A 12,202-nucleotide genomic window follows, 5' to 3' on the forward strand; every position below is an offset into this window, starting at 1 on the left:
CATGAAAGCGACAGCCGTTTCCTCAGCCGCCATCTCCAACGCCCTGCGTTACCAGCAAGCGAAAATGCAGGCCGACCTTGTGAAGGCGACGACGGAATCCACGACCGGCAAGGTCGCGGATGTCGGTCTGGCGCTTGGCGGGCGCACGACCCAGGCCGTCACCTTCCAGCGCGACCTCGACCGGCTGAACGGCATCGTCGATTCCAACGCGCTCGTCACCGCGCGACTGACATCGACCCAGGATTCGCTCGGCCAGATCGCCGGTGCCGCGCAGAGCTTCCTGTCGGCACTGACCAGCGGCGTGTCGGGCGACTCCTCGACCAGCATCCTGCAGACCGCCGGCGCCTCGGCGCTGCAGCAGATGACGGGTATTTTGAACACCAGCGTCAACGGCGAATATCTGTTTGCCGGCACCAACACCGACGTCAAGCCGATCGACGATTTCAACGCCACGGGCTCGCCGGCCAAAGCCGCCTTCGATGCGGCCTTCTCGAGCTATTTCGGCTTTGCCCAGACCGACCCGGCGGCGGCCAACATCACCGCTGCCCAGATGGACGACTTCATCACCACCAAGGTCGAGCCGCAATTCCTGGGCGCCGGCTGGCAGGCCAACTGGTCGAGCGCCACCGATGAGCAGATCACCAGCCGCATCTCGCTCAACGAAACCACGCAGACCTCGGTCAGCGCCAACGAGCAGGGTATCCGCAAGCTCGCCATGGCGTCCGCCATGGTCAGCAGCCTGCTTACCGGCAGCATCAGCGAGGCCGCCCAGAACGCGGTCGTCAGCCGCGCGCAGGCGCTGGTCGGCGAAGCCATCGGCGGCATTACCCAGGTGCGGGCCGAAACGGGCCTTGCCCAGCAGCGCGTATCCGACGCCAGCGACCGCATGAAAACCCAGGTCGACCTGTTCGAGAAGCATATCGTCGATCTCGAAGGCGTCGATCCCGCGGAAGCCGCTACCCGGGTCGCCGACCTGACGCAGCATATCGAGACCTCCTTCGCCTTGACCGCGCGTCTGCAGCAGCTCAGCCTGCTGAACTATCTGACTTGAACACGTAAACCGGAACGCCAGAGCGCCGACGATGTATCAATTCTCCTACGCCGACATCCAGACCGACTCCGTCGCCGATGCCAAGGACCGGGAGCGGCAGCTGCTCACCCGGTCGATCGACATGCTGGCGGCGGCAGCAGCCGTTGGCACCGAGTCGATGGAAGCCGTCGAGGCGCTGCATTTCACCAACCGCATCTGGACCACCTTCGTCGAGGATCTCGGCTCCAGCGACAACGCCCTGCCCAAGGAACTGCGCGCCAACCTGATCTCGATCGGCTTATGGCTGCTGCGCGAGACGGAAGACATCCGCCAGGGCCGCACCAACAATTTCGAAGGACTGATCGAGGTCTCCCAGATCATCCGAGACGGCATCCAATGACCAACACGCTGAAGATCTCGCTGAAGCCCAACGAGAAGATCTATATCAACGGCGCGGTCATCCGCGTCGACCGCAAGGTCACCATCGAGCTGATGAACGACGTGCAGTTCCTGCTCGAAAGCCACGTCCTCCAGGCCGATCAGGCCTCTACGCCGCTCAGGCAGCTTTATTTCATCGTGCAGATCATGCTGATCAACCCGCTCGGCGCCCCCGAGGCGCGCGAGATGTTCCGCCGCTCGCTGCCGATGCTGATCGCAAGCTTCGACAACCAGGACATCTGCAAGAGCCTGAAGCAGATCGACCGGATGGTCGGCGAGGATGAGATCTACGAGGCGCTGAAAGCGATCCGCGCGCTCTATCCGCTCGAGCGCAGCGTGCTCGAAGACGATGACGACATTTCCCAAACGCCGCGCGCGCTGGCTGTAGGAGCATAAAATGGCCGTCGACATGACGACAACGATTCCGGTTGGCGCCAACCAGGCCAGCCAGAAGACTTCCAAGACGGCGGTTGACTACCAGTCGTTCCTGAAGCTCCTGATCGCCGAGATGAAGAACCAGGATCCGACCAAGCCGATGGATTCCACGCAATATGTCGCGCAGCTCGCCACCTTCTCCCAGGTCGAGCAGTCGGTGCAGACCAACACCAAGCTCGACCAGATCATGCAGTCCTCGGCATTGTCGCAGGCCGATGCGCTGATCGGCCGCTCGATCACCTCGGCCGACGGCAAGACAACCGGAACGGTGGCTTCGGTGACGCTCTCCAGCAGCGGCCTGATCGCCGTGCTGCAGGACGGCACCCAGGTTCCCGTCGGCGCGGGCGTGTCGATCAAGCCGGCCGCCTGAGCATGTCTCACGAAAGTGGATCCGGTTTCGGGGCAAAGACATGCTTAAATCAAAACCAAAAACAGGTCGCGTGAACTGTTTTTCATGCGACCCGCTTTAGCGGGCTCGCGAGAGGTCAGCCATGAACGAGGCCGATGCCCTCGACATCGTCCAGTACGCCGTGTGGACGGTTCTTACCGCTTCCGCTCCCGTGGTGCTGGTGGCGATGGTCGTCGGCATCGGCATCGCGCTCATCCAGGCGCTGACACAGATTCAGGAAATCACGCTGACCTTCGTGCCGAAGATCGTCGCCATCATGCTCGTGGTGGCGCTGACCGGTCCCTTCATCGGCGGCCAGATCTCGGCCTTCACCAACGTCATCTTCGAACGCATCGAGCACGGCTTCTGACGCAAGGCCGCGAGCGTCGGGTGGCCTCCGCCCCGACCCGGATGATCTTGCAGCGGCATCTGTAGCAGCTAGATTGTGAAGCGCGCCGGCATCGGTCGGCGCCCTCGTCCTAGGCCACTTTCAGGAAGCGATGCATCAGGCAAGAACGGCCGGCGGGCCATGTGCGCAATAGCCGGCGTCTGGCGAAAGCGCGATCCGATCGGCAGCGGCGATCGTCGCGACGTCGCGCGCATGATGCAGGCATTGGCGCATCGCGGTCCCGACGATCACGGCAACTGGAACGACGCCCGCCTGGCGCTCGGCCATCGCCGGCTGACCATCATCGACCCATCGCCCGCCGCGCGCGAGCCGATGCTGACCGCGTCCGGCGACGGTGTGCTGTGCTACAATGGCGAGGTCTATAATTTTCGCGCATTGCGCAAGTCGCTGGAGGCGGAAGGCCTGACGTTCCGCACGGTGTCCGACACCGAGGTGGTGCTTCAGGCCCTGCATCACTGGGGCCCGCAAAAAGCGGTGCCGTTGTTCGACGGCATGTTCTCCTTCGCCTATTTCGATGCCAGCGCCGGCGCCTTGTGGCTTGCCAGGGACAGGCTGGGCATCAAACCGATGTCGGTCGCCGAGACCGGCGACCGACTGCTGTTCGCCTCAGAGGACAAGGCGATCCTCGCCTGCCACGACTTTACCCGCCGGATCGACACGCGCGAGCTGACGCTGCGGCTGGCCTGGCAGAGCCGCGATTCGAGCTACAGCGTCTTCGACGGCATCGAGCGCCTGCCGCCGGCCGGCCTCTGGAAGATCACGGCGCAGGGCATCGAGAAGCGCCGCTTCTGGCATGTCCTCGACGTCCTGGAGACCGCGCGCATCTCCGGCGACAAGACATCCGACGCCGAACATATGGCGACGCTCCGGACGCTGCTCGAGGAAAGTGTCGAGCTGCATTGCATCGCCGATACCAGCCTTGCCACCGCCTGCAGCGGCGGCATCGATTCCGGCCTGATCACCGCGCTTGCCAAACGCTTCAGGCCTGAGATGCATGGTTACGTCGTCGACCCGAAGCTCGGCCGCAGCGAGGCCGAGGATGCAGAGCGGACCGGTCGGCATGTCGGCGTAAGCCTGCGTCGGGTGCCTTTGGACAAGGACCGGTTCCTCGAGCTCTGGCCGCGCGCGGTCTGGCACCTCGAAACCGACGGGTGGCATGCCAGCCACGCGGCGCTGCTGGCGCTTGCCGAGCAGTGCCGCGCCGATGGCGTCAAGGTGCTGCTGACCGGCGAGGGTTCCGACGAGCTTTTCGGCGGCTACAAATGGCAGGCATCGACGGTCAGGCTCTGGCGCCAGTCCTGGCTGCAGCGCCTGTTCCGGTCGAAGGCCGGGCGTGACCGCAAATTCGCTGAATTGCGCCGCGCCCCGTTCCGCAACTCGATCGGTCGCGGCTCGCCGACGGACCGCGCCATGGCGCTCAGAGCCCTGTCGCCCGAGCTGAATTTCCTGCAGACCAAGCTGTTCGACAGGTTGGACGGCGTCGCGCAGCCCGGCGATCGCGCCTTCCTGGCAAGCTGTTTTTACGACCTTTACTCGCATCTGCAGGACCTGCTGCACCGGCACGACCGGTTGAGCATGGCGGCGTCCGTCGAGCTCAGGGTGCCGTTCCTCGAGAACCGGCTGATCGACTTCGCCCTTCATTTGCCGCGCCGGCAGAAATACCGCGACGGGACCGGCAAGTGGCTGCTCAAGAAGGTCGCCGAACGCCATCTGCCGCGCGAAAACATTCGCGCCGCAAAGAACGGCTTCGAGATGGATGCCGCTTTTTCGGCTGGCACGCAGGGCCTGCTGCGCGGTGGCCTGCTGCGCGACGCGATGAAATGGTCTGCTTCCGAATTGGACGACCTGATCGACATGGCAAGCAGCCAGGAAACGTCGCGCCTGCGTCTCGTCGGCATGGAAATGCTGCTCAGGCTTTACATGAATGGCGAGACAACAGGCGCGTTGACCGAGGCCCTGCATGCCGAGGAGAGAGGTGCGAAATAACCCAAAGTTGGTCCAGACAGGCCAGATGCTTGGCTTAAAGCTTCGCCGACGCATTTTCGCCTTTGCCATCCTGTTGTTGGGTCGCACTCTTTGGCGAGTCGCCCGCCTGCGCGGGCGCGGCGAGCCTCTATAGCGGATGAAGGCGCAACCATGATCGACGACGAGCCGGAAAGCGAACGCGTCTCCGCGCTGGCGCCGTTCCGGCACGGCATCTTCCGCGCCGTCTGGTCGGCCAGCCTAGTGTCGAATTTCGGCGGCCTGATCCAGGGCGTGGGCGCCGCCTGGATGATGACCACGATCGCCACCTCGCCCTACCAGGTGGCGCTGGTCCAGGCCTCGACTACCTTGCCGATCATGCTGTTCGCGCTCGTTGCCGGCGCCATCGCCGACAGCTTCAACCGCCGCAAGGTGATGCTGGTGGCGCAGACCTTCATGCTGGTCGTCTCGGCGCTGCTGACCTTGTTCACCTGGCAAGGCTGGATGACGCCCTGGACGCTGCTTGCCTTCACCTTCCTGATCGACAGCGGCACGGCGCTGAACAGCCCGTCATGGCAGGCCTCGGTCGGTGACATGGTGCCGCGCGCCAAGGTGCCGGCGGCGGTCGCGCTCAATTCGCTGGGTTTCAACATCACCCGCAGCGTCGGCCCGGCCATAGGCGGCGTCATCGTCGCTGCCGCGGGTGCGGCGGCCGCCTTCGCCGCCAATGCCGCGAGCTATATCGGCCTGATCGTCGTGCTCGCCCGCTGGAAGCCGGCGCTGCCCGAGCAAACCCTGCCGCGCGAGTCACTCGGCGCGGCAATGGGCGCCGGCCTGCGCTATGTCGCCATGTCGCCCAACATCGCCAAGGTGCTGGTCCGAGGTTCGGCCTTCGGCTTCAGCGCCGGCGCGGTGCTGGCGCTTCTTCCCCTGGTGGCGCGCGATGTCGTCAAGGGCGATGCGCTGACCTACGGCATCATGCTCGGCGCCTTCGGCATCGGCGCGGTCGGCGGCGCGCTGATCAGCGTGCGGCTCAGGCAGCTGCTGTCCAGCGAGGCGATGGTGCGCATGGCCTTTAGCGGCTTCGCGCTCTGCGCCCTCAACGCCGCAGTCAGCCGCAATGCCTGGCAGACATCGGCGGGCCTGCTCATCGGCGGCGCCTGCTGGGTGATCGCGCTCTCGCATTTCAACGTCACGGTGCAGATGTCGACGCCGCGCTGGGTGGTCGGCCGCGTGCTGTCGATCTACCAGACGGCGACCTTCGGCGGCATCGCGCTGGGCAGCTGGATCTGGGGCGTCGTCGCCGACGCGCATGGCGCGGAGACCGCGTTGACCGCTGCGGCGGTCGCGATGCTCGCCGGCGGCGCCATCGGCTTCGTCCTACCCTTGCCGCGGCAGACGGTGCTCAACCTCGATCCGCTCAACCGTTTCAAGGAACCGATGCTGGCGCTCGACCTCAAGCCGCGCAGCGGCCCGATCGCTATCATGATCGAGTACATCATCCGCGAGGAGGACGTGCCGGAATTCCTGGCGACCATGGCCGAGCGCGGCCGCATCCGCCGCCGTGACGGCGCCCGCAACTGGACTTTGGCCCGCGACCTCGAAAATCCGTCGGTGTGGATCGAGCACTACCACACGCCGACCTGGGTCGAGTATATCCGCCACAACCGGCGCGCCACCCATGCCGACGCCGTGGTCGGCGAACGCATCCGCGCGCTGCACAGCGGCGACAACCCGCCGCGCGTGCGCCGCATGATCGAGCGTCCGACCACCGCGGGCACGACGCTTGTCTCGCCGAAGGGGCCGATCGAGCATTAAGGACTTTCAGGGATCAGCCGGCGCTCTGGATCATGTAGAGCTTGCGCGTGGTCTCGTGGATGCGCCATTCGCCCTTCCATCCCTGCGGCAGGACGAGGAGGTCTCCCGGTCCCAGCTCACGCATCTCGCCATCGGCGCGGCTCACCTCGACGCGGCCGGAGATGATGTGGCAGATCTCTGACGAGTTGGTGCGGTCGGCGGTGAAGCGGCCGGGCGTGCATTCCCAGATGCCGATGTCGACGCTCCCGTCCGGCGACTGGAAGAAGGATCGCGCGGCCTCCAACTGATCCCCTTGGATCGAGGTCGGTTTCGGTGAAAAGGCGCCGATGTCGGCGTTGGCAAGGTCGTGGAAAGTCGAAAGATCGATCAAGCTGGTCTCCATGATCAATGACCGGTGAGGCTGTCCGCCAGGGCGGCAAGCTTCGAGCTATGGGCAAGCCCGGCAGCCTCGCGGTTATCGGCGATGCGGTAGAGCTGGTACATCGAATGGACGCCCAGCCAGCGGAACGGCTCCGGCTCCCAGGGCCGCACCTTGCGGTTGACCCAGGGCAGCCGCGTCAGCTCGGTATCCTGGCCGAGCACGAGGTCGGTCAGCGTGCGCCCGGACAGGTTGGAGCTCGACACGCCGAGTCCGACATAGCCGCCGGCCCAGCCGATCCGCGTTTTGGAGTCGAGCCCGACGGTCGTGCACCAGTCGCGCGGCACGCCGAGCACACCGCACCAGGCGTGGTCGATGCGGCACCCGGCCGTCTGCGGCAGGAGCGTCGTCAGGATCGCGTGCAACTGGTCGATCGTCGCCTGCTGCGTCTGCCCGTTGACGTCGGTGCGCGACCCGTAGCGATAAGGCACGCCGCGGCCTCCCATGGTGATGCGCCCCTCGCGCGTTCGCTGGGCATAGCAATAGGCACGCGCGGCGTTGCCGAGCAGCTCGTGTCCCTCCCAGCCGATCTTGCGCCAAAGCTCTTCCGACAGCGGCTCGGTGACGATCTGCGCGCTGTTGAGCGCCAGCCATGTCCGCTCCTCGCCAGGAATGCCGGCGGTGAACCCTTCGGTGGCGCGGATGATGGTTTCGGCCCGCACGGTGCCGCGATCCGTGGTCACAACGCCCTTGGCAATCGCAGTGACCGTCGTCTTCTCGTAGATGGAAACACCGAGACGCTCGACCGCTACCGCCAGCCCGCGCACCAGCTTGGCCGGCTGCACACGCGCCTGGCCGTGGATGACGAAGCCTCCCATGACATTCCGGATGTTGATGCGCGCCCGGGTCGCCTCGGCGTCGAGCAGCTCGATGCGTTCGGGATTGGCATCCCAGGAGCGGATCGTCTCGCATTCTTCGCGCACGCGTTCCAGCTGCGCCGGGTTGGTGGCGACCGTCAGATTGTCGACGCGGCGGATGTCCGCGTCGATGCCCTCTTCCGTCGCGACCCGGATCACCTCGTCGACGCAGCCGGCCATCGCCTTCTGCATGGCGGTGACGCCTTGCCGTGTTGAGGTCTTCAGATACTTTTCGCGCGACCAGCCGAATCCGCCCGACAGCCAGCCGCCATTGCGCCCCGAAGCGCCGAAGCCGGCAAACTCGCGTTCGATGAGCACGATGCGCAGCGATGGCTTCGCCTTCTTCAGATAGTAGGCTGTCCACAGCCCGGTATAGCCCGCCCCGACGATCGCCACATCCGCCTCTATGTCGCCCGGCAAAGACGGACGTGGCGCCGGGATATGACCCAGATCCGCATACCAGAACGAGATATCGCCGTTGCGCTTGACTTGCATGGGATGGTTTCCGCCAAAGCAATTCCAGGAAAAGTGTGAAACGGTTTTCCGTCCGGAATTGCGTTTAAACAAAGATGATCAGGTGAGCGTCGTGTCGGCCGTGCTGTCGTCGGGCAGGAGTTTCGCATCGGCGCCGTCGAAGCAGAGCTCGACCTTCTCGCCGAGGCCAAAACTCTCGCCGGCGAGCGGCGAACGCACGATCGCGGTCGAGCCGTCGCCGAGCTTCACTTCGTATTTCGAGCCCGAACCGAGATAGATCGCCTCGGCGATCGTTCCCGACAACCGGTTCGTGCCGGCGGCATCCTGGCCCGGCCGGCGGATGGCGAGCTTTTCCGGCCGCAGCAGCATCACCGGATGGGCTTCGCCCGCGAGGCGACGCGGCGCGCTAACTGTTTCTCCGGCGACCGTCAGAGCCGTGCCGGTGCCGTCGCATTTCGCCTCGCCGCGCAGCACGGTGGAATCGCCGATGAACCGGCCGACGAACAAAGTCGTCGGTTCGTCATAGAGCTGGCGACCGGTGCCGACCTGCTCGATGCGCCCGCGATTAAAGACAGCGATGCGATCCGACAGCACCAGGGCCTCCTCCTGGTCGTGCGTGACATAGACGAAGGTGGTGCCGAGCTCGCGATGGATGCGCTTGATCTCGAGCTGCAGCCATTCGCGCAGCTTCTTGTCGAGCGCGCCGAGCGGCTCGTCCATTAGAAGCAGCGGCGGATCGAAGACGATGGCGCGCGCCAGCGCCACGCGCTGCTGCTGGCCGCCCGACAACTCGCTCGGATAGCGATGCGCGAAGTCGCCCATCTTGACCATGTCGAGCGCTTTTGCGACGCGCTTCTTGCGCTCGTCCTGCTTGATGCCGCGCAGTGTCAGCGGATAGGCGACGTTGCGGCCGACGGTCATATGGGGAAACAGCGCGTAGTGCTGGAAGACGACGCCGATATTGCGCTTGTGCGCCGGCACGCCGACGACGCTTTTCCCCCCGACCAAAAGCTTGCCGCTGGTCACGTCGGTAAAGCCGGCAATCACGTTGAGCGTCGTCGTCTTGCCCGAGCCGCTCGGTCCAAGCAGCGTCATGAACTCGCCGGGCTCGATCCTGAGCGAGACGCCGTCCAGCGCCTTGAAGGAGCCATAGGCCTTGCTGACCGTATCGAGGTCGATCGCGGCGCCGCGATTTTCCGCTCTCGGGTTCATAGGCGTCCCTTCCGCTCGCGGCCAAGGAGGAGCATGCCGCCGCCGATCAGGATCGTGGTGGCGAACAAAAGGATGGTGCCGACGGCCGCGACCGTCGGATCGGCGTCGCGCGTGATCGAGGAAAATATCTGCACCGGCAATGTCTTGAGATAGGGATTGGTGATGAACAGCGACACCACGATCTCATCGAAGGAGGTGGCGAAGGCGAACAGCAGGCCCGACAGGATGCCGGGCAGGATCAGCGGCAGCGTCACCGTGCGGAACGTGGTCAGCGCGCCGGCGCCGAGGCTTGCCGCCGCCGTCTCCAGCCGCCGGTCGAACACTTCGAGATTGGCCGAGACCGCGATCAGCACGAAGGGCAGCGCCAGGATGGTATGCGCCAGCACAAAGCCCGTCAGCGTGCCGACGAGCTGCGCATCGAGATAGACGGCATAGATGCTGATGGCCAGAACGACGCCCGGCACGACCATCGGCGTCAGCATCAGCATGCGCAAGAGATTGGCCGGCCGCGCCTTCATGCGGTCGAGGCCGAAGGCGGCCAGCGTGCCGAGCACCGTCGCCAGCACCGCCACCAGCGAAGCGACCTTGAGCGAGTTGAGGAAGCTGGTCGACCATTCCGGATTGGTGGCGAAGTTCTGGTACCACTGCCAGGAAAAGCCCTGCGGCGGAAAAGCAAGCGACTTGTTCTCGTTGAACGACATCGGCACGACGACCAGCGTCGGCGCCACCAGCCAGATCGCCACGAGCAGGCAGACGAGGCCGAGGATGAGGCGGGTGAGCGGCTTCATTTCCATCAGCGTCGCCCCGCTTCACGATACCTGGACCGCATCACCGGGGCCGCCAGCGCCAGCAAGACGAAGGTCGCGACCAGGAGCACCACGCCCATGGCGCCGCCGCGTCCCCATTGCAGAAGGCTCAGCACCTGTGTCTGCACCAGGGTCGACAGCATGGTGGAGCGCGGTCCGCCGAGCAGCGCCGGCGTGATATAGAAACCCAGCGCCAGGATGAAGACGATGATGGCGCCGGCATAGACGCCCGGCAGCGACAGCGGCAGGTAGACCGTGAAGAAGGCGCGCGACGGCCGCGCGCCCAGGCTTCGCGCCGCTTGCACCAGCCTGAGGTCGATGCCCTTCATCACCGAATAGAGCGGCAGGATCATGAAGGGCAGCAGCACCTGCGCCATGCCGATCACCACGCCGGTCTGGGTGCGGATCAGCCGGACCCCGTCGAAGCCGGCTGATCTCAGCAGCGAATTGATGACGCCGGAATCCTGCAGCAGGATCACCCAGGAAAGCGTGCGCACCACGCCGCTCACCCAGAACGGGATCAAGACGCAAAGCACCAGGACGAGTCGCGCGCGCGGCCCGACGGCGGTCATCAGATAGGCGTAAGGGTAAGCGCAGAGCACGCAGACCACGGTCACCCAGGCCGAGATGGTGAAGGTGCGCTGAAGCACCATCAGGTTGACGGGCGCGCCGAAGAACCAGGCGTAGTTCTGCAGGCCCCATTGCGGCTCAGACAGGCTGCGCAGCACGATGGTCAGCAGCGGGTAGCCGATGACGGCTACCAGCAGCACGAGTGCCGGCAGCGTGAGCGCGTACGGCCGCCATGCCCAGCCCGCCCGTTGCGGGGCGGAGGGCGTCGTCGGTTCGAGCGCGCTCACGGACTTCGCCTCTCTCAGCCGGTCAGTTGCCGGCCATCAGCGCGGACCACTTCTCCTGCGCCACGGCGAAGTTCGGCACCCAGAACTTGAAGTTCTGCTTGTAGCCCTGCTTCTGGCGCTCCGGCGTGTTGGTGAGGAAGGCGGCGACGGAAGCGTCGACCTTGGGCCGCGCCTCGCTGTTGATCGGCGTGTAGGAGGTCTTCTCGGTCAGGATCTCCTGGGCATTCTTGCCGAGATAGGCGTTGAGCAGCGCGTAAGCGGCATCCGTGTCCTTGACGCCGACCGGGATCGTCATCTGGTCCATCACCACCAGCCAATCCTGCCATGCGGGTGCGTATTTGGCGCCGTTCTTGACCGCGGTCATGGCGCGGCCGGTCCACATCATCAGCATGTCGGCCTCGCCGGATTCGGCGAGCTGCTGCGATTCAGCGCCCGTCTTCCAGAAGATAGTGTCGGGGCCGAGCTTGCGGACCACGTCGATGGCCTTGTCGATATCGGCTACCGTCATTGCTTTCGGATCGCCGCCGGCAACCTTGAAGGCCTGTTCGAGCAGGCCGCCGGTCGGGCTGCCGGAGCCGTCGATGCCGCGCACGCCCGGGAACTTTTCGGTGTCGAAGAAGTCGGCCCAGCTCTTGGGCGGACTATCCTTGTACTTCTCCTTGTTGTACATCAGCACGACACCGTAGTTCATCGCCGGCACCGAGCATTCGCCGACCTGGCCTTCCGGGATTTTCGAGACGTCGAGCTTGGTCAGGTCGAGCTTCTGGAACAGCTTGCCGCAATAGACGTAAGGCGGAAGGTCGTCGGTATCGACGACGTCCCAGGTGACATTGCCGGATTCGACCTGCGCCTGCAGCTTGGCGATCTCGGTCGGGCCGTCATTGAGCAGCTTGACGCCGGACTTGTCGACGAACTCCTTCAGCGCCGCCGTCTGGCCGTCCTGATAGATGCCGCCATAGGAGACGAAGGTCAGGGTCTTGCCTTTGAGCGAGCCTTCCTTCACCTCGCCTGCCACGGGCTTGTCCTGCGCGAAGGCCGCGCCGGTCAGAACGCCGAGCGCCAGGACGGCGCCGATGCCATATCTCGATTTCAACATAA

Annotated in this window: 13 protein-coding genes; 7 read left to right on the forward strand and 6 right to left on the reverse strand. The window is 65.0% G+C overall.

Annotation, left to right across the window (positions count from 1 at the left end; genetic code table 11):
* Position 1: 1 nt before the first annotated feature.
* From LB538_RS07715 to LB538_RS07745, 7 genes are all read left to right on the forward strand, one after another.
* Complete coding sequence (locus LB538_RS07715) at positions 2–1,051, forward strand: flagellar hook-associated family protein (protein ID WP_224524328.1); 1,050 nt, start codon at positions 2–4, stop codon at positions 1,049–1,051.
* Positions 1,052–1,082: 31 nt separating this feature from the next.
* Positions 1,083–1,430 carry a flagellar biosynthesis regulator FlaF gene (flaF, locus tag LB538_RS07720; protein ID WP_040989989.1) on the forward strand — a complete coding sequence of 116 codons (348 nt, stop codon included), beginning with the start codon at positions 1,083–1,085 and terminating at the stop codon, positions 1,428–1,430.
* On the forward strand, positions 1,427–1,864 hold the full coding sequence (flbT, locus tag LB538_RS07725) for a flagellar biosynthesis repressor FlbT (RefSeq protein ID WP_224524327.1): 438 nt from the start codon (positions 1,427–1,429) through the stop codon (positions 1,862–1,864). Before flaF ends, flbT begins: the two co-directional genes overlap by 4 nt.
* A 1-nt stretch (position 1,865) precedes the next feature.
* Positions 1,866–2,273, forward strand: a complete 408-nt coding sequence (flgD, locus tag LB538_RS07730) for a flagellar hook assembly protein FlgD (protein WP_140632323.1) — start codon at positions 1,866–1,868, stop codon at positions 2,271–2,273.
* A 121-nt stretch (positions 2,274–2,394) separates the two neighbouring features.
* Positions 2,395–2,661, forward strand: a complete 267-nt coding sequence (gene fliQ / locus LB538_RS07735) for a flagellar biosynthesis protein FliQ (RefSeq protein ID WP_095766361.1) — start codon at positions 2,395–2,397, stop codon at positions 2,659–2,661.
* Positions 2,662–2,820: 159 nt separating this feature from the next.
* The gene (asnB, locus tag LB538_RS07740; protein WP_224524325.1) at positions 2,821–4,686 is read left to right on the forward strand and encodes an asparagine synthase (glutamine-hydrolyzing); all 1,866 of its coding nucleotides are present in this window, start codon (positions 2,821–2,823) and stop codon (positions 4,684–4,686) included.
* Between the two features lie 150 nt (positions 4,687–4,836).
* On the forward strand, positions 4,837–6,480 hold the full coding sequence (locus tag LB538_RS07745; RefSeq protein ID WP_224524307.1) for an MFS transporter: 1,644 nt from the start codon (positions 4,837–4,839) through the stop codon (positions 6,478–6,480).
* A 13-nt stretch (positions 6,481–6,493) separates the two neighbouring features.
* Here LB538_RS07745 and LB538_RS07750 read toward each other — a convergent pair whose 3' ends face one another.
* The 6 genes from LB538_RS07750 to LB538_RS07775 form a co-directional block, all read right to left on the reverse strand.
* Complete coding sequence (locus tag LB538_RS07750) at positions 6,494–6,862, reverse strand: cupin domain-containing protein (RefSeq protein ID WP_224524304.1); 369 nt, start codon at positions 6,860–6,862, stop codon at positions 6,494–6,496.
* Between the two features lie 2 nt (positions 6,863–6,864).
* Positions 6,865–8,250, reverse strand: a complete 1,386-nt coding sequence (locus LB538_RS07755) for an NAD(P)/FAD-dependent oxidoreductase (protein WP_224524302.1) — start codon at positions 8,248–8,250, stop codon at positions 6,865–6,867.
* A 78-nt stretch (positions 8,251–8,328) separates the two neighbouring features.
* A complete protein-coding gene (locus LB538_RS07760; RefSeq protein WP_224524300.1) occupies positions 8,329–9,441 on the reverse strand; it encodes an ABC transporter ATP-binding protein in 1,113 nt (370 codons plus the stop codon).
* Positions 9,438–10,235, reverse strand: coding sequence for an ABC transporter permease (locus LB538_RS07765; RefSeq protein ID WP_224524295.1), 798 nt, complete (start codon positions 10,233–10,235; stop codon positions 9,438–9,440). The genes LB538_RS07760 and LB538_RS07765 overlap by 4 nt, the downstream gene beginning before the upstream one ends.
* Positions 10,235–11,104: an ABC transporter permease gene (locus tag LB538_RS07770; protein WP_224524293.1), complete on the reverse strand. Its 870-nt coding sequence runs from the start codon at positions 11,102–11,104 to the stop codon at positions 10,235–10,237. Before LB538_RS07770 ends, LB538_RS07765 begins: the two co-directional genes overlap by 1 nt.
* 22 nt (positions 11,105–11,126) lie before the next feature.
* The gene (locus tag LB538_RS07775) at positions 11,127–12,200 is read right to left on the reverse strand and encodes an extracellular solute-binding protein (RefSeq protein ID WP_224524291.1); all 1,074 of its coding nucleotides are present in this window, start codon (positions 12,198–12,200) and stop codon (positions 11,127–11,129) included.
* Positions 12,201–12,202: the final 2 nt, after the last annotated feature.

It is taken from the genome of Mesorhizobium sp. Ca11, from assembly GCF_020165275.1.
Taxonomy (GTDB): Bacteria; Pseudomonadota; Alphaproteobacteria; order Rhizobiales; family Rhizobiaceae; genus Mesorhizobium.

What these genes read in the sequence shown, in the direction of transcription:
- flbT (WP_224524327.1), top strand. Translation starts at nt 1,427, where the DNA reads ATGACCAACACGCTGAAGATCTCGCTGAAGCCCAACGAGAAGATCTAT.
- LB538_RS07760 (WP_224524300.1), bottom strand. Translation starts at nt 9,441, where the DNA reads ATGAACCCGAGAGCGGAAAATCGCGGCGCCGCGATCGACCTCGATACG.
- asnB (WP_224524325.1), top strand. Translation starts at nt 2,821, where the DNA reads ATGTGCGCAATAGCCGGCGTCTGGCGAAAGCGCGATCCGATCGGCAGC.
- flgD (WP_140632323.1), top strand. Translation starts at nt 1,866, where the DNA reads ATGGCCGTCGACATGACGACAACGATTCCGGTTGGCGCCAACCAGGCC.
- LB538_RS07750 (WP_224524304.1), bottom strand. Translation starts at nt 6,862, where the DNA reads ATGGAGACCAGCTTGATCGATCTTTCGACTTTCCACGACCTTGCCAAC.
- flaF (WP_040989989.1), top strand. Translation starts at nt 1,083, where the DNA reads ATGTATCAATTCTCCTACGCCGACATCCAGACCGACTCCGTCGCCGAT.
- LB538_RS07765 (WP_224524295.1), bottom strand. Translation starts at nt 10,235, where the DNA reads ATGGAAATGAAGCCGCTCACCCGCCTCATCCTCGGCCTCGTCTGCCTG.
- LB538_RS07775 (WP_224524291.1), bottom strand. Translation starts at nt 12,200, where the DNA reads ATGTTGAAATCGAGATATGGCATCGGCGCCGTCCTGGCGCTCGGCGTT.
- LB538_RS07745 (WP_224524307.1), top strand. Translation starts at nt 4,837, where the DNA reads ATGATCGACGACGAGCCGGAAAGCGAACGCGTCTCCGCGCTGGCGCCG.
- fliQ (WP_095766361.1), top strand. Translation starts at nt 2,395, where the DNA reads ATGAACGAGGCCGATGCCCTCGACATCGTCCAGTACGCCGTGTGGACG.
- LB538_RS07755 (WP_224524302.1), bottom strand. Translation starts at nt 8,250, where the DNA reads ATGCAAGTCAAGCGCAACGGCGATATCTCGTTCTGGTATGCGGATCTG.
- LB538_RS07715 (WP_224524328.1), top strand. Translation starts at nt 2, where the DNA reads ATGAAAGCGACAGCCGTTTCCTCAGCCGCCATCTCCAACGCCCTGCGT.